The 16,876-nt window shown below is 67.2% G+C and carries 22 protein-coding genes; 2 read left to right on the forward strand and 20 right to left on the reverse strand.

Translation table 11 applies throughout. The features are described from left to right. Together IEW34_RS27250 and IEW34_RS27255 are read right to left on the reverse strand one after the other, a co-directional pair. Positions 1–672, reverse strand: a complete 672-nt coding sequence (locus tag IEW34_RS27250; RefSeq protein WP_188612383.1) for a hypothetical protein — start codon at positions 670–672, stop codon at positions 1–3. Further along, positions 669–1,151: a DNA circularization N-terminal domain-containing protein gene (locus IEW34_RS27255; RefSeq protein ID WP_188612384.1), complete on the reverse strand. Its 483-nt coding sequence runs from the start codon at positions 1,149–1,151 to the stop codon at positions 669–671. Before IEW34_RS27255 ends, IEW34_RS27250 begins: the two co-directional genes overlap by 4 nt. 54 nt (positions 1,152–1,205) lie before the next feature. Here IEW34_RS27255 and IEW34_RS27260 point away from each other — a divergent pair, with 54 nt between their 5' ends. Both IEW34_RS27260 and IEW34_RS27265 read left to right on the forward strand, forming a co-directional pair. After that, positions 1,206–1,508: a type II toxin-antitoxin system RelE/ParE family toxin gene (locus IEW34_RS27260; protein WP_188612385.1), complete on the forward strand. Its 303-nt coding sequence runs from the start codon at positions 1,206–1,208 to the stop codon at positions 1,506–1,508. Further along, positions 1,501–1,797, forward strand: a complete 297-nt coding sequence (locus tag IEW34_RS27265; RefSeq protein WP_188612386.1) for an addiction module antidote protein — start codon at positions 1,501–1,503, stop codon at positions 1,795–1,797. Before IEW34_RS27260 ends, IEW34_RS27265 begins: the two co-directional genes overlap by 8 nt. 520 nt (positions 1,798–2,317) lie before the next feature. Here the strand turns inward: IEW34_RS27265 and IEW34_RS27270 are convergent. The 18 genes from IEW34_RS27270 to IEW34_RS27355 all read right to left on the reverse strand — a co-directional run bounded on the left by IEW34_RS27270 (position 2,318) and on the right by IEW34_RS27355 (position 16,762). Then, a complete protein-coding gene (locus tag IEW34_RS27270) occupies positions 2,318–4,630 on the reverse strand; it encodes a coiled-coil domain-containing protein (protein ID WP_188612387.1) in 2,313 nt (770 codons plus the stop codon). Continuing rightward, on the reverse strand, positions 4,623–4,763 hold the full coding sequence (locus IEW34_RS27275) for a hypothetical protein (protein ID WP_188612388.1): 141 nt from the start codon (positions 4,761–4,763) through the stop codon (positions 4,623–4,625). The genes IEW34_RS27270 and IEW34_RS27275 overlap by 8 nt, the downstream gene beginning before the upstream one ends. Positions 4,764–4,783: 20 nt before the next feature. Beyond that, a complete protein-coding gene (locus IEW34_RS27280) occupies positions 4,784–5,080 on the reverse strand; it encodes a phage tail assembly protein (protein ID WP_188612389.1) in 297 nt (98 codons plus the stop codon). Then, positions 5,067–5,423, reverse strand: coding sequence for a phage tail tube protein (locus IEW34_RS27285; RefSeq protein ID WP_188612390.1), 357 nt, complete (start codon positions 5,421–5,423; stop codon positions 5,067–5,069). Before IEW34_RS27285 ends, IEW34_RS27280 begins: the two co-directional genes overlap by 14 nt. A gap of 27 nt (positions 5,424–5,450) precedes the next feature. Next, positions 5,451–6,974: a phage tail sheath C-terminal domain-containing protein gene (locus tag IEW34_RS27290; RefSeq protein ID WP_188612391.1), complete on the reverse strand. Its 1,524-nt coding sequence runs from the start codon at positions 6,972–6,974 to the stop codon at positions 5,451–5,453. A 5-nt stretch (positions 6,975–6,979) separates the two neighbouring features. Then, on the reverse strand, positions 6,980–7,198 hold the full coding sequence (locus IEW34_RS27295; RefSeq protein WP_188612392.1) for a hypothetical protein: 219 nt from the start codon (positions 7,196–7,198) through the stop codon (positions 6,980–6,982). A 10-nt stretch (positions 7,199–7,208) separates the two neighbouring features. Continuing rightward, entirely contained in the window at positions 7,209–7,754 is a 546-nt protein-coding gene (locus IEW34_RS27300; protein ID WP_188612393.1) for a hypothetical protein, read from the reverse strand. Continuing rightward, a complete protein-coding gene (locus IEW34_RS27305; protein ID WP_188612394.1) occupies positions 7,744–8,124 on the reverse strand; it encodes a head-tail joining protein in 381 nt (126 codons plus the stop codon). Before IEW34_RS27305 ends, IEW34_RS27300 begins: the two co-directional genes overlap by 11 nt. Positions 8,125–8,153: 29 nt before the next feature. Further along, positions 8,154–8,474: a DUF2190 family protein gene (locus tag IEW34_RS27310; RefSeq protein ID WP_188612395.1), complete on the reverse strand. Its 321-nt coding sequence runs from the start codon at positions 8,472–8,474 to the stop codon at positions 8,154–8,156. Positions 8,475–8,548: 74 nt separating this feature from the next. Beyond that, entirely contained in the window at positions 8,549–10,675 is a 2,127-nt protein-coding gene (locus IEW34_RS27315; RefSeq protein ID WP_188612396.1) for a ClpP-like prohead protease/major capsid protein fusion protein, read from the reverse strand. A gap of 9 nt (positions 10,676–10,684) precedes the next feature. Continuing rightward, positions 10,685–12,142 carry a phage portal protein gene (locus IEW34_RS27320; RefSeq protein WP_188612397.1) on the reverse strand — a complete coding sequence of 486 codons (1,458 nt, stop codon included), beginning with the start codon at positions 12,140–12,142 and terminating at the stop codon, positions 10,685–10,687. A gap of 83 nt (positions 12,143–12,225) precedes the next feature. Continuing rightward, positions 12,226–12,432 (reverse strand): phage head-tail joining protein, encoded by a 207-nt coding sequence (locus IEW34_RS27325; protein ID WP_210324603.1) that lies wholly within the window; start codon positions 12,430–12,432, stop codon positions 12,226–12,228. A gap of 1 nt (position 12,433) precedes the next feature. Then, a complete protein-coding gene (locus IEW34_RS27330; RefSeq protein WP_188612398.1) occupies positions 12,434–12,895 on the reverse strand; it encodes a hypothetical protein in 462 nt (153 codons plus the stop codon). Positions 12,896–12,904: 9 nt separating this feature from the next. Continuing rightward, entirely contained in the window at positions 12,905–14,899 is a 1,995-nt protein-coding gene (locus tag IEW34_RS27335) for a phage terminase large subunit family protein (RefSeq protein ID WP_308424400.1), read from the reverse strand. Further along, positions 14,796–15,302, reverse strand: coding sequence for a hypothetical protein (locus tag IEW34_RS27340; protein WP_188612400.1), 507 nt, complete (start codon positions 15,300–15,302; stop codon positions 14,796–14,798). Before IEW34_RS27340 ends, IEW34_RS27335 begins: the two co-directional genes overlap by 104 nt. Continuing rightward, entirely contained in the window at positions 15,299–15,676 is a 378-nt protein-coding gene (locus tag IEW34_RS27345) for an SLOG family protein (RefSeq protein WP_188612401.1), read from the reverse strand. Before IEW34_RS27345 ends, IEW34_RS27340 begins: the two co-directional genes overlap by 4 nt. Beyond that, positions 15,598–16,233 (reverse strand): type I phosphoribosyltransferase, encoded by a 636-nt coding sequence (locus tag IEW34_RS27350; protein WP_188612402.1) that lies wholly within the window; start codon positions 16,231–16,233, stop codon positions 15,598–15,600. The genes IEW34_RS27345 and IEW34_RS27350 overlap by 79 nt, the downstream gene beginning before the upstream one ends. 223 nt (positions 16,234–16,456) lie before the next feature. Beyond that, positions 16,457–16,762 carry a hypothetical protein gene (locus tag IEW34_RS27355; RefSeq protein ID WP_188612403.1) on the reverse strand — a complete coding sequence of 102 codons (306 nt, stop codon included), beginning with the start codon at positions 16,760–16,762 and terminating at the stop codon, positions 16,457–16,459. Positions 16,763–16,876: the final 114 nt, after the last annotated feature.

A 16,876-nucleotide genomic window follows, 5' to 3' on the forward strand; every position in this document is an offset into this window, starting at 1 on the left:
TCAGGCCGACAGCGCCCGCCCACGCATGGGCATGAAGGCCGGATGGATGACCCGGTTCTCGGCAATGAGCTCGTCGGCTCGCGAGCCGTCGCCGTAGAGCCGATTGGCCAGCCAGAGCGCCGGGCGCGTCGCCGGCAGCGAATAGCCGAGCATGCGCGGCAGCGGCCGGGCCCGCGTGGTCAGATCGCGGATCACCGCCGCGTGCAGGCCCACCAGCGCGCGATAGCCCTCATGGTCGCCGTCGTCGGATGCGGCCAACTCGGCCGCTTCAAAGCTGGCGTTAAGCTGATCGCGATAGGTGTCGACCTCGGCGCGGCTCTTGGGCTCGAGCGTGGCGACCAGATAGGACTGCCAGGCAAGCGACAGGCGCACGAACGACGTCAGCACGATGGCCGCCGGCGTCGACGACGGCGAGTTCAGCAGCGCCGACGTCCGCACCCGCCCCCATCCGTCGAAGCCGATGCCGGCGTTGAGCGCGTAGACGAAGCAGTCGCCCATCGCCGAGATGGCCGTCGCGTCGAGGATCCGCGCCGCGGCATTGGTGCTGAGCGCGCCGGTGGCGCGGCGCAGGTCCGCCGCCGCATCGGACGTTGGCAGCGTCGCCGCATCCACCAGCAGCGGCAGCAGCGCACGCAGCAGCGTCGCGGCCTCGTTGACCTCGGATTGCTTCATCCTACGTTCGCCCTCGCCAGCCCGGCATCGCCGTTGCGCTTGATCGTGTCGGCCGCGCTGGTCGCCTGCCCCATCAGCAGTTGCTGCGTCGCTTCGCCGATGCGCGTGCCCATGGCCGATCCTGTTTCGACGAAGGTGCAGTCGAAGGTGGCCATGCCGCCTTCCCCACGGCGCTCGGTCCGATTGGACGCCTCGCAGACGCAGTTGAGCTCGCCCATGGTCGGGTGAACAAGCAGCCCGGGGCCTTCCGCATTGAAGGCGGCCTCGAGCGCGTCGGCCTGGTCGTTGTAGTCGCCGCCGAGCAGGTAGCAGGTCACGCCGAAGCGCTTGGCCCGCCGCCCCATATCCTCGGTCGATGGATCGTCCCGCTTCGGGAATTCGAACAGCACGCTGCGTCGACCTCCTGTGCGGCCCGCCGTCTCGACATGAAACGGCACGCCGCGGAACGACGCCGGCAGGAGATCGTCACGCCAGGTCATGTCGCATCCTCTATCGCCTCTTGACAGTTTGTAGTTTATAAACTACGTTCAATCATGCTTAAGCAGACCGAAACCTTCAGCAAATGGCTCAAGAAGCTGAATGACAGCAAGGCTTCGGCTGCAATCGCCGCCCGCCTGTTGCGGCTTCAGAGCGGCCTCACCGGCGACGCCAAGCCGGTCGGATCCGGCGTCAGCGAGTTGCGCATCCACTATGGCCCTGGATACCGGATCTACTTCCGGCGCCGCGGCGCACAGATCATCATCCTGCTGTGCGGCGGCACAAAGAGCACCCAGCAGGCCGACATCGCCCAGGCCATCAAGCTGGCGAAGGAATGGAAGGACGACGACGATGGCTGAGAAGCTTCTAGATCTAGACCTCGCCGACCTGCTCACCAGCAAGGCCGGCATCAAGGTGTTCCTGGCCGATGCATTCGAGACCGGCGACGCCAAGCACATAGCGACAGCGCTCGGCGTCGTCGCGCGCAGCAAGGGTATGAGCAAGATCGCGACCGCGACCGGCCTCAATCGAGAGCAGCTCTATAAGTCTCTGAGCGGGACAGGAAACCCAACGTTGGAAACAACTTTGGCCGTCATGAAAGCTCTCGATCTCAGCCTGGCGCCGGCCAAACTCAAGAAGGCCGCCTGACAAGTTCCGTTCCAGCGAGCCCTTCAAGGCCCCGCGCGACGAAGCGGCCCTCTTCCTGCTGCGCGAGGCGCTGACCGGGCTCGGGTTGTTGCAATACGACGAGCCGCCCGAGGACCCCGGCGAGTTGCACTGACCCCCTGCCCGTGGTTCCCTCCCCCGGACTTGGGGAGGGCTGGGGGATGCGCCTGCGATACATTGTTCTGGCACTCGCCTGCATCGCGCCGGGAGCGGCGGGGGCGGCGGAGAAGCTGCCCAGTTTCCCCAAAAGAACGCTCTACGACGACGCGAAGAGCAGCCTAATTGCCCTTGGGTTCAAGCCGGCCGACATGACAAGCGTCAAAGGCAGATGCCTGGACGACCAAGACACTAGGTGCGCCCACTATCCTGAGATCGAGATCTGCTATCCGACGGGGAAGGCTCAATGCCAACTTCTTTGGACTACGCCCAGTGGGAAGGTGATCGAAATTGAAACGACCGAGGATCTTAAAGTGATCGGTTCGAAGTGCCGGGCCAACTGTAGCTAGATCTCCTCACCCGGCACATGGGGCTTCACCATCTGCCCCTTTCCGGCTGACACATTGACTTGCCGAAACATCCCTTCAAGTGACGACCGAGCCCGGAAATTGGGCGTAGGCAGCCCGTTGATCGTTAAGTCGATCTTGGCCGAGTGCTCCGTTCTGCCGGTCGGTACTAGACCGCCGAACGCCCTGGCTGACTGCCGCATCATCTCGTCACCGGCTCGGAAGCGATTATCCCACGGAGCAGAGTAGTCCTCAGGTGCCGGCCGCCGAGTTCGGCGATCATCGAACCCCTGCGCCTCGTCATTCCGTCGACGCGGCTCTGGGCTAACATCCTGTGGCTTCACGGTACCGATCCCAGCCCAGTTGGGAATGCCGGTGTTGCGAGCCCCATGCCACGGACCCCAACCGCCCTTTCGCGCTTCGTCTAAGGCAAAATCGATCTGCTCGCGCCAGGATGATGGATCGCTGGCGTGCTTGCCAGTCCTCCTTGTGAAGACGTCGCCCAAGCCCGCGTTCCGGACGCCAGGAATGTTGCTCTTGTAGTGCAGCTGAAACGGCCCGAAGGACGTCCCAAAGTCGCCTCCACGGTCGACCTTCATCTTGTCGGGGTCGTATCCCCGCAATCCCTCGCTGTTAGCGACGGCGATCGCAACATTGGGATCAATACCGCGTTTCAGCGCCGCAGCTCGGATATACGCGACCACGTCAGGGTTGGTCCCGCGGGAGATGTTGCTGCGCCCGACTCCGGCCGGAGCGTTCCGCGGCAGCACCGGCGCGCTCGCGTTGATCTCAGGTATCGCTGACGAACCGGAAGAACCGGGCAACGGATTCGTCCTTGCCGCCCTCCGCGCGGCATCGGGCGCCCGCGCGCCAGGAAGCGCCTCGGTGCGCCCCGAAGCCGGCGCATCTCCATCCTCTTCGCCGCCGCTGGCCGCCGCGGCGCCGCTCGAGCCGAACCGCCTGCGCATCGCCGCTACAGCGCCCATGCGCTCCTGCATCGAGCCCTGCATCCGCAGGTCCGCCATGGGGCCGCCGCCGAAGCCGGCCCCAATCCCACCGAACGCCGCCGTCTGGATCGTAGCCGCGCCGCCGCCGATGCCGGTGCCGCCCCAGCTCTGCTGCTGGATCGTAGCGCCCTGCTGCCTGAGCTTCACCAGCTCCTCGGTCAGCTTCCGGATCTCCTCGCCAAGCCGGTCACGCTGGCCGATTGCGTTCTCGCGCGCGCCGCCGGTAATCTTGCCGGCATCGATCGCGCCGTTCAGCTTGTCGAACTGCTTCGTCAGACCGTCGAGGCGATCGCGGGCCGTCTTCTCCGCCTCGCCGCGTGCGCCGGGCAACGGTTGCATCGGCGGCGCCCACGAGAAGCCGAGGGTGCTCAGCCCCTTGCCGATCTCGCCGTTCGCGAACTCGTTATAGGCCTTGTTTGCATCCCGGATCGCGTCGCGCAGCGTCTTGATCGTATTGACGATTTCGGCGCCGCCCCAGGTAAGAGGCTTCTCCAGGGCACCGATCAGCTGGGCGATGTCCGGCAGCAGGGGGCCGATGGCGTTGACCCGGATGCCCTCCATGGCCTCGCGGATCTTGCTCATGTTCTCGACGAACTCGTTCGCCGCCGCGTCGGTCCCCGCGGGCAGCTTCGAGATGCGGTCCTGGATCTCCCGCAGGACCTTGTCGATGTTCGCGCCGAGAGAGCCGGCGATGGTCGACCAGAACTCGTCGCCGAACAGGAGCTTGGCGATCTCCTGGCGGCGGTGCGGATCGGCAATGCGCGCGAGGCCCTTGAAGGCACGTTCCACGGCGGTGTTGACGTCCTTCGCCGACAGGATGTCGTTGGCGAGGCCGCCAGCGCCGCGCGCTCGCAGCTCCATCTGGATGCCGCTGACGTTGCGCTTGATCTTGTCGAAATTCTCCGAGAAGACCTTCAGCGAGCCCTGCATCTGGCTCGGGTCGATCTCGAAACGTTCACCGAGCGACTGGAGCACGCGCAGCTTCTGCGACGCAATCCCGGTCTCCTGGCTGAACAGCTGAACGTTGCGCGCGCCGAGCGCGAAGTTGCGCACCCCCAGCGCCACCGCCGTGATCGCGGTAGCGACACCAAATGAGGCCGCTCCAGCTCCGACCATAGCCGGCGTCAGGCCGGTCGCCACTTCGCGGCTGACGTCGATGACCTGCGTCCGGACGCCGGCCCAATCCTTGCGCATCTGCTGCAAGCCGGGCCCGCGGGCGACGGACTGCATCTCGTTGCGCAGCTTCGCCAGCGGCGAGCTGAACTCGTTGACGACGCGGACTGGAAGGCGAAGCTCGTCAGCCATCATCATCCTCGGCGGAACGCACCCGGGCCAGCAGGGCGTTCGTGCGCAGCACGATCATCGCCCGCAGGTCAGGGCTGAGCATGTCCGGCGACACCGACAGGGGCCAGCAGCGATAGGCCAGCCCGATCTGCAAGACCTCGTCGAGGCCGTCTTCTATCGGGCCGCGCTGGAGAAAAAACGGGAGAGCACCGCGGACAAGCGCATTCCCTCGACGCCCGGGAGCGCCTGGATCTTGGGCGGCGGCCAGTCCGACAGATCGGCGATAAGGCCGATCATCTGCTCGGCGTTCATGGTGCCGTCGAGAACGCCGTGCTGCAGCAGGTCTTTGACCGTCGGCTCGCGTAGCATGATCGAGGTTTCCCGGTCCTTCAGGACCTCGACCGGTCGGCCGAAGGTGTGGACGTAGGGCCAGGTGATCTCGGCCGCCTTATCACCATCAGAATTCGTCAATGCTCGCCCCCTCCCAGCGGACCTGCACCTGGCCCTCGGACGTGTTCAGCTCACGCGTGCCAGCGGTGAAGGCCTCGCGCAGCACGTAGGTCTTGCCGTTGCGCAGCTCGGCGGTGACCGTCTCATTCGTCATTGCCGCCAGAACCTCGACCGACACGTCGGGCGCCAGGGAGATGTCGCCCTGGATGTAGGGCACCCGCGGCATTTCGCTGAAGCCGTGGAAGCCGTCCTGCCCCGCGATGCCGGTGCGTTCGATCATCGTCGTGCCCACTGTGAAGTTGCCCTTCAGCGGGTATTGGCGACCGCTCACCTTGACGTAGGCGATGCCTGCGATCCCAGCCATGTTCTATCCTCCTGGAGTCGCCGGCCGTCAGGCCGCGGCCGCCTCGTCGAGCGTGGAATACTGGAGCCGGAACTGTGCCAGCACGGCCAGGTGGCGCAGCTGGTTGATCAGGTCCGGGGGATAGAGAACGTTGACCCGGTTCGGGTTGTCGTTCGCCCGTTCAACAATGAGGGCCGCCTTGAAGGCGGCTAGGCTTTCCATCAGGCCGTCATATTCCATGATGCGAGCCACCGCGATCAGCTCGGCCTTGATGATCTTGGGCGTCACGATCGCCTGGCCGGGGCCGAAGCGCGTGCCGTCATTGGCCAGCTTGTGCCGGGGGTAGCGATTGGTTATCGCCTGCTGGAGCCGGCGGAAGATCGCCGCGAGCGTGTGTAGCGTCGTCGCCAGTTCATAGGCGTTGTCGGGCTGGCCGAGGCTGTTGCGCTGATAGAGCGTCTGCTCGCGCATGATCGCCGGCGTGCCATCTGCGTTGGTCGCCTGAATGGCGATGCCGGACTGCGCCAACCCGTTCATCTCGGTCTTGGACCGGCGGGCGCCCTTCGGCGCCGGCATGACGCCGGTGAGCGCAAGAGTCTGGAGCGGCCGGGCCGGATCGGCGGCAAAAGCCGTCGCGGCGCGCGCGGTGTAAGCGGCCGCCCACTCCCAGATCGGCGTCGGGCTGCGAACCTCGACGTCGAGCACCGAGATCACCGGATGGTTCAGCGCCGCGCCCCAGCTGACCTGGTTCGCGTAGGTGTCACGCCGCGCCGAGAACACCGAGCCATAGGTCTGGCGCAACCAGCCCCACCTGCCCGACGCGCTGAAGCCGTACTCCGTCGCCCAGGCGCCGAGGCTGCCGGTGTCGGTGTGCGCCAACGCCACGAAGTCGTAAGCCTCGTCCTGGAGCGCCGCGATGGCCGCCGTCCAGTCCGGCACGCCGGTGCCACCGGCCAGAACGTTGTTGGCCGGGTAGGTGAGTGCCAGCCCGGCCGGCAAAACCTCGCCACCGTTGACGCCGAGCACGCTGTCCTCGACCCGAATGTCGTTGCCGGTGATGCCCTTCCACTTCGCCGTCAGCGTCACGACGTTCGTGGCGGCAGCAGCGGTCACCGGCAGCGTGGTCACGGCGGTAATGGCGGCTGCGATCTTGGTGGCCACCTGGGCGGTGGTGTCGCTGGCCGAAATACCTACCGACACCCGCTGGCCAGCGATGTAGAGGTAGGCCGTCCCGGCCGCGCTCGGCGCACTGGCAAGTGTGATGGTGCCTGTTGCCGCGACGCCGGCGCCCGGCTCGGCCACCGGCAGGCAGACGATCGGCACGCTCTTGTTTATCCGGAACGCGGCTTCGAAGGCGCGCGCCAGCGGCGAGCCGTCTCCGAACATTGCCTTCGCCGCATTCACGTTGCCCGGCGAGACCGGCACGCTCGCCGGCGCGGTGCCGGCGGCGAGCTTGTAGTCGGGGATGAGCATGAACTGCGGGAAGGTCGGCGTGCCCGCCTGGCTCGGATCGACCTCGATCGTGAGCAGCGGCACCTTCCAATTCAACGGCGTGTCGGTGAACGAAACCATGTCGGTCAGCTCCTCTTGAGCGCCGGGCCGGCCGGCTTCGGATCGTCAGCGGGCACCGCGTCCGCTGGCGGGTCGTCGGGTGCCTCGACGATGTCGCGGTCGACGATGCGGGCGAACGTGAACTGGTCGGCCGGCCACAGGCCGCCCTCGTCGGGCAGATCGCCGGCAACAGGGTGTCGCAGGCCCATGCCCTTGCGGGCCGGCCGAACTCGCATTTCGGACATGGGGGATTCCTCAGTCGGGCTGGACCTGGTCCAGCGTCACCCGGATTTCGGGGGTGTTGGCGTCGTGGCCGAACGGGCGGGCAACGAGGTCGGTGCCCAGGTAGTCGTCGGGCACCACCGGCTCCCAGCGCGTCGAGAACTGCACCTGCATCTCGATGGTGCCCTGGGCGAACCAGGTCTCACCGTCGCGCGGGATCGAGACCGAGCTCGAGTAGCTGGTCACGCCCTCGATGTGCGCGAGCCAGGCGGGCGACGTCAGCAGCTTGTTCAGCACCCAGCGCATGCGCTTGTAGAGCGGCGCTGCGGTTGCCTCGCGAGCATTGGCCTTGACCTTGAAGGCAAAGACGAGCGTCAGGTCGTTGACGAAGTGCGGCTCGCCCGAGAAAGCGTCGCCATCGGCCTTGGCCTGCTCGCGCCAGGCCATCACCATCAGCGACGGCAGCTGGTCGTCAGGCTCGACGTCGACCGGGACGATCGAGACGAGCTTGAACAGGCCTCCATTATCCGCCAGCAGCGCGACCGCGGCATCACGGATCTCGATGGCCTCAGGGGTCATCGTCCGTCTCCGGCGGCGTGAGGTCGTCCTCCTTCAGCACCCACAGCTGATGGCCGTAGCCGTCGTCATCGCCCGTGTCCTCGATGGTGAACGTGCGTCCTGCGAGAAAGGGCAGATCGATGTTGCTGATCTGATCGCCTCGGGTGACAGCCGGGTTGCCGAACTCGGAAACGCGGACGCCGAAGGTGTAACCGTCGGCGCGTTGGCTGCCGCCGAAGTCGTCGACGATATCTTGCGGCGTGAGCGTGTAGACGCCGCGGATCGGGGCGGCCGGCGCACCCGGGGCCGAGACCCGCTGGAGCAGGAGCGCGTCGACAGCGAACGCGTTCATGCACGGGCCCAGCACCAGGGTGTCGAAGTCGATCGCCATTGAGGTGACCTACCTGGATGGGGTCGACGTCAGCCGATCCGGACGCGGCCGACGGCCGACGGGTTGGCCGCGGCCTCGGTCGCGTAGCCGATCAGCGTGTTGTCGGTCGACACGGTCGTCGCGTTACCAGCGGCAGCCCAGTAGATCGGCGCACCGATCGTCCATGCCTGCGCGCTGACCTTGGGCAACTCGAACACGCCCTTGGTCTTGACGGCCACCGGCACGCCGACAGCCGCCGTCGAACCGGCGACGCCAATGAGCGCGCCGATGATCACTACGTCGCCGCTGTCGACGCCGCCGCTCGGGGCCGGCACGGTCAACGTGTCGCCCGGCTGGATGAAGTTCTTCATCGCAGTTCTCCAGATCGAATTCTTGGAAGGATCAGGGCGGCGTGCCGGCTGCCCCGACGAGGATCAGCGAGCGCTTAGGCGCCGGGCTGCTTGTACAGGCCGCGCCAGTGGAGCGCCTTGACGCCAGCGTCCATGCGAACCTTGAACTCGGTGCCGTCGACGCTCCAGCCCTCGCGCTGGTCCATGAACGGCTCCTGCACACCGTCGAGATAGGTCACCTCGATGGTGTCGGTCTGGGCCGGATCCGCCGCCATGTACCAGGCGGTGCCCGACAGTCGAGAATCCGCCACGACCGTCGCCAGCCCGCGTACGGGGTTGGCAATCTGAGCACCGTCGCCGGGCGTGTTGGCCGCGGTCATGATGGTGTTGGCGGCCATCTTCAAGGTGATCGGCACCAGCATGTATTTCGGCACGACGCCGGCGGAGGTGCCGATGCCGGCCTCGTCCTTCTGCACCCCCATGGCCGCCTCCACCGCGCCGACGGACGCAACCGAAATTGCGGCGCCCGCGCCGGCGAGATTGCCGTGATTGGCGTGGAACAGAGCGACGCCGTCCTGCATCGTCGGATTGCCGTTGAGGATGGCATACACGAGGTTGCCGATCGTGCGCTTGGCCGCGCGGCCCATTCGCCTCGGCACGCGGTCGAAGAAGCCGAGATCGTCGTTGATGATCGCCTGGCGCGTGATGGCGAACATCTTGCCATAGCTCGCGATCTGCACGGTCGTGCCGGTGTCCGCGATCGTGCCGTAGGTGTACTCCGCCCCCTCCTCGACCTTGTCGAGGTTGGGAAAGAGCCCCAAGTCGACGCGGGCGATCGGCCGGAAGTCCGAGGCGGTGCCGGTTCCGGTCCAGAGCGGGAAGCTCTCGTCGACCTCCTCGTAGCCGCGCATCATGGCGCGATAGGCCACGTTCTGGATGACGTTGCCGAAGTCGCTCGACGAGTGGTAGCCGGGCCCGGCATTCATGGTGGTGAAGGCGAGGCCCACCATCGACATGCGATCGCGGTGACCGTTGCGCACGCCGCGCATGGTCAGCGCCGAACGCGCCATCTCCGCCAGCGTCAGGCCGACGAACTCGTTGCCTCGGTCGGCATCCTCCGACTTCACCAGGCCGGCGCGGATCATGAGGCCGCGCTGGGCGCCCTGCACCCAGCGGTCGACGCTATCCGCATTCACAACGATGCCGGACGGACGCGGATCACCCGGCGGGTTGTCGTCGCGGGTCTCCTGCCGGCGTGCCCATTCCTCCATGATGTCGGCGCGGGCATCGATGAGCTGCCGATCGCCGTTGAGCAGTGCCACGACAAAGGGATCGTCGGCCGAGATCCGGGCCGAGCGCGCCTGCGCCAGGATGCCGGTGGTGCGCTCGCGCTCGAGGCGAACGGCCTCGGCGCGGACGGCCGCAGTGTCGACCGGCGGAGCAGACGGAACGGTCACCGGCGGAGCGGCAGGGGGAGCAGCAGCCGGAGTTCCGCCGCCCGGTACGGGATCGACCATGATGGTCTCCTGGGGTTGTGCGGCGGGCGCCGCGGGACTCGGGCGCTCGGCCCGAAGCTTGATCGGCGCGACCAAGAGGCGCGCCAGTTGATCGTTGGAGAGTCGGGCACATGCGGCCGTGCGCATGGCCTCGGCGACGGACGTCGCGAAGCCGCGCGCCACCGCCTCGCCGGCGGACATGTAGGTCTCGGACGCCATCATGGCGCTGATCTCTTCAGCGCTGAGGCCGCTCTTCGCCGCGTAGATGTTGATCAGGATCGCCTTCTGGCGATCGATCTCGTCCGCCATCGCCCTGAGGTCGTCGGCATTGCCGACCGCCACCGCCCACGGGTCGTGGATCATCATGGTGGCGTTCTCGGCCATGACGATCTCGTCGCCGGCCATGGCGATGATCGAGGCGATGGACGCGGCCATGGCGTCGACCTGCACTCGGATCGGTTTTCCCCATGCCTTCAGCGCGTTGTAGATCGCCAGTCCCTCGATGACCGAGCCGCCGGGCGAGTTGATCCGGACGTTGATGGTCTCATCAGCCGAGAGCTCGGCGAGCGATGCCATCACATCGATGGCGCGAACCGAGGTGTCGAACTCGTCCCACAGGTACGGGTCGATCACGCCGTAGATCAGCAGCTCACCGTTGAGCACGAGCGAGCGCGTGTCAGAGCGCTCGCTGCGCGTCTGCGCGGCGGCCCCGGGCTTTGTCGTCATGGGATGCCCCTATCTACTGCTGTCGGCCGGATCCGGCGCATTCGGGTCGGCGTTCTTCTGCGCGACGCCGCGGTTGGTGACGCGCCGCGGATCGACGTCGAGCGTGACCTCGTTGGCGTCGAGCCAGGCCAAGTCCTCGAGGATGCCGGCGCGAACGTCTTCGGGATCGTAGCCGGCGACGCGCTGCTCCTCGCTGAGCCAGCTGAGGCCGGAGCGGATGGCATCCTTGGCCGCGGCGATCTCCTCCGCCGGGTTGAGCATCTCCCAGCGCGGCGGTGTCCAGCCGAGCCGGAAGGGCTCCGTCGAGCCGGTGGCTACGGCGGCCGCTTCGAGCGTCCACGCAGCGAGCGGGTCCAGCATCTGCGGGACGAGCATGTTCCACCGCCAGGCGTCGACGTTGGAGCGAAAGTTGATCCGGCCCAGCCGGCCGCTGATGAAGCTGACCTCGCCCAGATTGCCGGTGAGCGTCTCGAAGGGGATGCCCAGGCCCGCGGCCACCTCGTGCAACGTCGCCGACGCATAGGGTCCGAAGTCCTGTGTGGTCGGCGGCGTCGCGAAGGAGACGCTCTCCCCCGAGCGGAGCCGCTCCACCATGCCCGGCTCGAAGCTCTCGACCGGGTAGTTGCCTTGCGGGTCCGGGGGCTGGATGGTTCCGTCCGCGTTAGGGACGCCGAAGTCCCCGTCCTCGTCGGTGGTGATGAAGGCCGCGAAGCAGGCGGCGATCTTCTGCCGGATCAGCTGCGCGTCGGTGTAGTCGGCGAAGTCTCGCATCCGCAGGATGACGGGAGCGAACCAGCTGACGCCCCTCACCTGCCCGGGGCGATCGACCCGGTAGACGTGCGCCACGAAGTCCGCCGAGACGCGCTGGCCGCGCGTGGCCATGCGGCGGCCGAGCATCAGCGAGCCGGGATGCTGGTCGAACAGGTAGTAGGCGACGCGCCGACCGATCGCGTTGAACTCGATGCCCTGGATGGCGTAGTTGCCGTTCGGCTGCGGCCCGTCGATGGTCGTGTCGAGATAGTCGGGCTCGAGCACCTGGATCTGGAAGGGCAGCGCGAAGCCGTCGGACGGGCGGCGAATGCGCTTGCGGATCAGGACCTCGCCAGCCTCGACGATCGTGCCGAGCGCGAGCGCTTGCAGGCCGTAGAGGTTCAGCCGGCCATCCGCATCGATGTCGGTCGTGTCGAAGTGGCGCGTCAGCAGCGCCTTGATCTGCGCGGCCCGCCCTGCCCGATCCGCCATCACTCGCGGCAGGAGGCCGGCGCCGACGGCGTTGTTCGTGATGACCAGCTTGGCTGAAGCCGCGTGGGCGTTGTTGCGCACCATGTCGCGCGCGACGTCGCGGAGGCGGCCGCCGGCGGTGCGCGTCTCGACGTTGGCATCGGTACCGACCGCGCGCCAGCCCTGTGTCCGCCGGCCGACGCTGGCCGCCTCGTAGACGTTCCGCGTCAGCGCAGCGCGCTGCATGCGCGTGCGAGCTTCTGTCCGGCGCTCTGCCGATCGCGGCGAGACGTAACTGATGGCCCGGTCGAGCCAATTGGCCTGCGGCATCAGAGACCCGAACTATAGCCGGCGACCGTGCGTCGGGCCCGCACCGGCAGACCCAGCTCACGCTTCAAGGCATCGCGGATTGACCGCAGCTCGGCCAGGCTCGCGTACTCGACGCTCTTGCCGTTGTAGCTCACCCGCGTCGTGCCCGACGCGATGGCGAGCTCGATCGCCTCGAGGCGAACCTGGATCTGCTGCGGTGTGGGCACGTCAGGCCGCCGGCTTCGGCTTGCTCGGAGCGTCTTGTGCCGGCGCCGACGGCGTGGCGCCTATCGCGGCCGTGAAGCTGCGCTCCACCTGGCCGACCACATCGGCGGACGAAACTGCCACCGGCGCGCCGGCATCGTGCGTCGGCCGCGAATTCGACGGCAGTTCGGTGCCGGCCTCGGCAGTGCCTGCCTGAGCGGTGGTGAGCACGACAGTCCCGGCATCACCCTTCAGGCGCACCGACAGCAGCTCGCCGCCAACGGTCTGGGTCACGCCGACGAGGTCGCCGGCCTGCAGCATCTCCCTCACCTCGGCGTCGCTGACATACTCGCTCGGCAGCCGCAGGTTCGTCCCGCTGGGGTCGATCGCGCAGCCCGGATGGGTCCAGACCGAGCCGACCCGCGTCAGCACGCCGTCGCCCTTCTTTGCCAGCGCCGCGGCGCCGTTCTGCTTCTTCTCAGCCATCGCAATCTCCTATCGTGGTGACAGCCACCCCCGGCGGCGCCCCAAGAAGTTCTGCTGACGTGCGCGTGGGGCGGCCCTGACCGCCTCAGCCTGGACGGCGATCGGTGGATCGAATGCCGCTGGGGTTTCAGCCGTCGCGGTTGGGGACGCACCCGCTTCGGCGTCTACATGGGGCGAAATTCGGTCCAGCCTGATCGGCAGCGAGCGGAGGGCGGCGAGAGCCAGTACCGCCGTGTCGAGCGCCTCGTTGCGCTTCCCCTTGGGCAGCACCCACACCCGGTAGGGCCGGCCCTCGCGGTACCGGGTCATGACTTGCTCGGCGGTCAGCTGGTCGAAATACGCTCGGTTGAAGGCGTCATCGGCGGGAAAGTGGATGTAGCCGGGCCCCGGCTTGGCGATCTTGAGGCGTCCGTACAGTGCATCCTTTGCCGTATCCACGCCGAGCAAGAACACCGTGTCGTTCGTCTTCGTTCGGCTGGCGCGCTTGGGCCAGATCGGCTTCGGGCCGGCCATGCCCTTCGTCGGAAAGACCCTCCGATTCCGTCGCGACCGGCAGAACGAAAGGACCTGCGCACCATGATGACCGCCGGTGTCGATGCACGCCGACCTGACGCGCAGCAGCCGTCCGGCGTCGGTCCGCATCGGCGAGAGCAACAGGGCATCAAGGTCCTTCCAGACCTGCGGCTGCGCGGGATCGCCGGGCAAAACCTCGTAGAGGCAAGCCCAGCACTCTTCCTGCCGCCCCCAGCCCAGGACCTGCACTTCGAGGCGGTCGCCCTGGACGTCGATGCCGGCGGTGAGCGCCACGATCGCGTCGGGCAAGCTGTCGCCGTCGTAGACTTCGCCGCGGTTGATCAGGTCGGCGGCGTTGGCACCGTCGCCCTTCTCCTCCCACGGCTCGCCGAGCACCGTGTTCACCCAGACCTGGAGCAGTTCCGGGCGCTCGGCCGCTTCAAGGAACTCGCTGACGATCTGCTCGAGCGTGAGCCAGGGGGACAGGAAGCCCGGAACGTGGAAACCGGCGATGCCGCTGAATTGCGCCGTCGCCTGCCAGTGTCCTTTCCGCAGCGCTGCCCAGCGCTCGACGTCAGTCCACGGCCTTGAGCAGGCCTCACATGAATAGATCGCCGACTCGGGATGGTGCGCAACGGTGTCGCCGGCCTCGTCCTTGGTCTTGTTCCATCGCACCTGCGACCACTTCAGGTGCTGCAGCGTCTTGCAGTGAGGACACGGGACCATGAACCGCCTCTGGTCCGATCGCTCCCATTCCCGCCAAACCACCGATGTCGTTTTCAGCGTCGGCGTCGAGCCGAGTAGCGTTTTGCGGTTCCAGAAGGTGGTCTGGCGCTTCGCGGCGAGCTTGAGCGGATCGCCTTCACTGCCGGCAGAGACCGGATACCTGTCCACCTCATCGGCGAGCACGACGCGGATCGGCCGCGAAGCCAGCGAAGCCGGCGAGTTGGCGCCCACGACCGAGAGATGCCCGCCTGGAAAGAGCTTATGCAGCAGCGTGTTTCCGCTGTCGCGCGCCCTTGGATCCCTCACCTTGCCGGCCAGCATAGGCGTGTCGCGCAGCATGGGCGCCAGGCGGTCTTTCGACCAGGCCTCGCCCATCTCCAGTGTCGGCTGGATTACCAGCAACGGCGCCGGGTCCTGTGCAATGTGGAAACCCACGATGTTGTTCAGGATCTCGGTCCAGCCGACCTGCGCCGCCTTCGGCACCACGATCGACTTGACTGTCGGATCCGACAGCGCGTCCATGATCCCGCGCTGGTATTCGGCCGCCGCAGTCACCCACCGGCCAGGCGCCGCAGATGCCTCGGCGCTGAGTCTGCGCTCCCGGTCCGCCCATTCCGACACGGTCAGCCGCGGCGGCGGCTTCCACCTCTCGAAGGCCCGCCTAACCCGAGCTATCAGCGCCACCGGCGCGTGGATCCTCAGAACCTTCGACGAGCGTGCCGGCGAGATCTTCGAGGGCCGCCGTGACTTCGGCTTCGATCGCACTCTGCACCTCGGTCGCCGTGGTCATCGTCGCAAGCGCCGGCCCAAGCTTCGTCGGCATTGCGAGCAGGCGGCTCCGGGCGATGCTGATCATTTCGACCCAAGCGGCCTCCGCATCCTCCGCAGAGACTAGCTCGCCTCGTGTGACGGCATTCTGGAGTTCTGTCTTGTCGGCGAGCGCGCGGTCTTTACGAGCGCGCTCCTGCTCCGGATTGAGGTCGCCACTGCCCGAGCCGCGCGCGCTAGGTTGCTCACGTAGGTGTCGGATATATGCCGTGACCGACGCCGGCGCGTCATAGCGATCGCGCCCGACCTTCGCCAGTACACCACGCTGCGCGAGATCTCGGATCGTGCGCTCGGAGCAATCGAACAACGCGGCCAGCTGCACCGCGGCAACGGCGGTCATGCGATCTGGACCGGCTTCCCTGCCCGCTGCGCCCGACGAATTGTGTCTTCGGTGCCGCCCTTTCGGCTGGGCGCCACGAACGCGATGACGCGATCCGCGGCGTCGACGACCTGCTGGTTTCGTTCGTGGTAGCGCCGCGAGGCTTCCCCCCGGGATCGAACGCCGCCCAGATCCGGCAGCAGTTCGGTCACCGGCAACCCGCGGGCCCGTGCCGCGTCCGCCGCCCAGCTGTCCACGCCCCGGCAGCCGCCGGAGACGACAATGGTGCCCGCCGGCAGAGCGGCAATGGCGGCCTCTACAGCGTGGCGGTCCAGTCGCTCCCGTGAGCCGACGACCGCGACCCGTTCGACACCGTTACCGTGCCCGATATCCATGCGATCCCTACCGCGGCGCAGCCCTTGCCCCTGAGAGCGGTCAGCGCCTCTTCCATGTGCCAGCCTGAGGTGGCGACATCATCCACCAGCAGCACAATGCCAGGATGTGATGGAACGTCAATCCAACTTATAGGGGCAAGCTTGCGAAACTCTTTCGGATGAGACGCCCCGCGAACGAACCGGTCCTCGAAGTACTGCTGGAACGGGACGGCCAGGCGGTCGGCCACCGCCACCGCGAGCTGTTTGCCGAAGCAGTCCGGCCGACGGGAGTGGCCACACGGCACCGTCGTTACCGACGCGGCCTTGCCGATCAGACGTTCGGCCAGCCCCGCTATTTCGTCAGCTGCCGGCGCGAGCACGGGCGACAACGGAAGCGCCTTTTGCGCCCGGAGCGCGGCGATGTCGGCCGCCTTCGCCTGCGACGCCCAGCATCGCACCGAAGCCCACGTCACGCCGTTGCGCGAGTAGAGTGTCGGCCGATGCACGAGCGAGCCCAGCGGCGAAGGCTCCGCGGTCGGGGTTCTCGGCACCAGCCCCAATGCGGCGTTCCAGTCCATCGCATCCCAGGTTGTGAAACAGCCGCTCGGCGGTTTTGGCAGCGGCCCTGCAAAGTTCTGGCGCTAGAAACACATCGCAGTCGCGCGTTACCCGTGGCCGGGGGCGGGGGTGGAAGGACCCGGGGTTTCTATCGGGGTGTCGCCGTGAAACAGGGTCCCCTTGACCGCCGGACGAGGGTCCGGAACCCCTCTCGAAGCTCCGGTGCACCCCGTGGTGACGCGCCTACTTGCCGCTGCCGCTACCATCTCCGCCGGGGTTGCCGCCGGTATTGCGGTTGGGTCCGCCCTTGATGCTGCCAGTGGCGTCTGTCTTGGCCGGGTCGGACGCGCTGTTGGGACCGCCTGTCGAGGAGTCGGAGCGCACGCTCGAGCCGATGCCCTGCTGCTGGTTGGACATTCCAGGCGGATTGGAGGTGGGCGAGTTGGCGCTGCCACCCATGGTGCCGGAGCTACCTGGCGACTGGGCGAACGCGATGGTCGAGCCGCCGATGACGAGGGCGGCGGCGAAGGGAATGACAAACTGCTTCAAGGGAGATCTCCTTGCTTGAGGTCGCAGACCAACCGCCGGCGCAAGGGGAGGTTCCTGTGTGAATACCGATCGCGCTCCGCCTCAGGGAACGGACCTGAGGTCGACACGTTAAGA

The sequence above is a fragment of the Chelatococcus reniformis genome (assembly GCF_014640075.1).
GTDB lineage: Bacteria > Pseudomonadota > Alphaproteobacteria > Rhizobiales > Beijerinckiaceae > Camelimonas > Camelimonas reniformis.

Excerpts from the sequence above, each read along its gene's own strand:
- IEW34_RS27295 (WP_188612392.1), bottom strand. The coding sequence starts at position 7,198 with ATGTCCGAAATGCGAGTTCGGCCGGCCCGCAAGGGCATGGGCCTGCGA.
- IEW34_RS27320 (WP_188612397.1), bottom strand. The coding sequence starts at position 12,142 with ATGCAGCGCGCTGCGCTGACGCGGAACGTCTACGAGGCGGCCAGCGTC.
- IEW34_RS27340 (WP_188612400.1), bottom strand. The coding sequence starts at position 15,302 with ATGACCGCCGTTGCCGCGGTGCAGCTGGCCGCGTTGTTCGATTGCTCC.
- IEW34_RS27260 (WP_188612385.1), top strand. The coding sequence starts at position 1,206 with ATGCTTAAGCAGACCGAAACCTTCAGCAAATGGCTCAAGAAGCTGAAT.
- IEW34_RS27270 (WP_188612387.1), bottom strand. The coding sequence starts at position 4,630 with ATGGCTGACGAGCTTCGCCTTCCAGTCCGCGTCGTCAACGAGTTCAGC.
- IEW34_RS27265 (WP_188612386.1), top strand. The coding sequence starts at position 1,501 with ATGGCTGAGAAGCTTCTAGATCTAGACCTCGCCGACCTGCTCACCAGC.
- IEW34_RS27290 (WP_188612391.1), bottom strand. The coding sequence starts at position 6,974 with ATGGTTTCGTTCACCGACACGCCGTTGAATTGGAAGGTGCCGCTGCTC.
- IEW34_RS27310 (WP_188612395.1), bottom strand. The coding sequence starts at position 8,474 with ATGAAGAACTTCATCCAGCCGGGCGACACGTTGACCGTGCCGGCCCCG.
- IEW34_RS27315 (WP_188612396.1), bottom strand. The coding sequence starts at position 10,675 with ATGACGACAAAGCCCGGGGCCGCCGCGCAGACGCGCAGCGAGCGCTCT.
- IEW34_RS27350 (WP_188612402.1), bottom strand. The coding sequence starts at position 16,233 with ATGGACTGGAACGCCGCATTGGGGCTGGTGCCGAGAACCCCGACCGCG.
- IEW34_RS27305 (WP_188612394.1), bottom strand. The coding sequence starts at position 8,124 with ATGGCGATCGACTTCGACACCCTGGTGCTGGGCCCGTGCATGAACGCG.
- IEW34_RS27330 (WP_188612398.1), bottom strand. The coding sequence starts at position 12,895 with ATGGCTGAGAAGAAGCAGAACGGCGCCGCGGCGCTGGCAAAGAAGGGC.
- IEW34_RS27255 (WP_188612384.1), bottom strand. The coding sequence starts at position 1,151 with ATGACCTGGCGTGACGATCTCCTGCCGGCGTCGTTCCGCGGCGTGCCG.
- IEW34_RS27345 (WP_188612401.1), bottom strand. The coding sequence starts at position 15,676 with ATGGATATCGGGCACGGTAACGGTGTCGAACGGGTCGCGGTCGTCGGC.
- IEW34_RS27285 (WP_188612390.1), bottom strand. The coding sequence starts at position 5,423 with ATGGCTGGGATCGCAGGCATCGCCTACGTCAAGGTGAGCGGTCGCCAA.
- IEW34_RS27250 (WP_188612383.1), bottom strand. The coding sequence starts at position 672 with ATGAAGCAATCCGAGGTCAACGAGGCCGCGACGCTGCTGCGTGCGCTG.
- IEW34_RS27300 (WP_188612393.1), bottom strand. The coding sequence starts at position 7,754 with ATGACCCCTGAGGCCATCGAGATCCGTGATGCCGCGGTCGCGCTGCTG.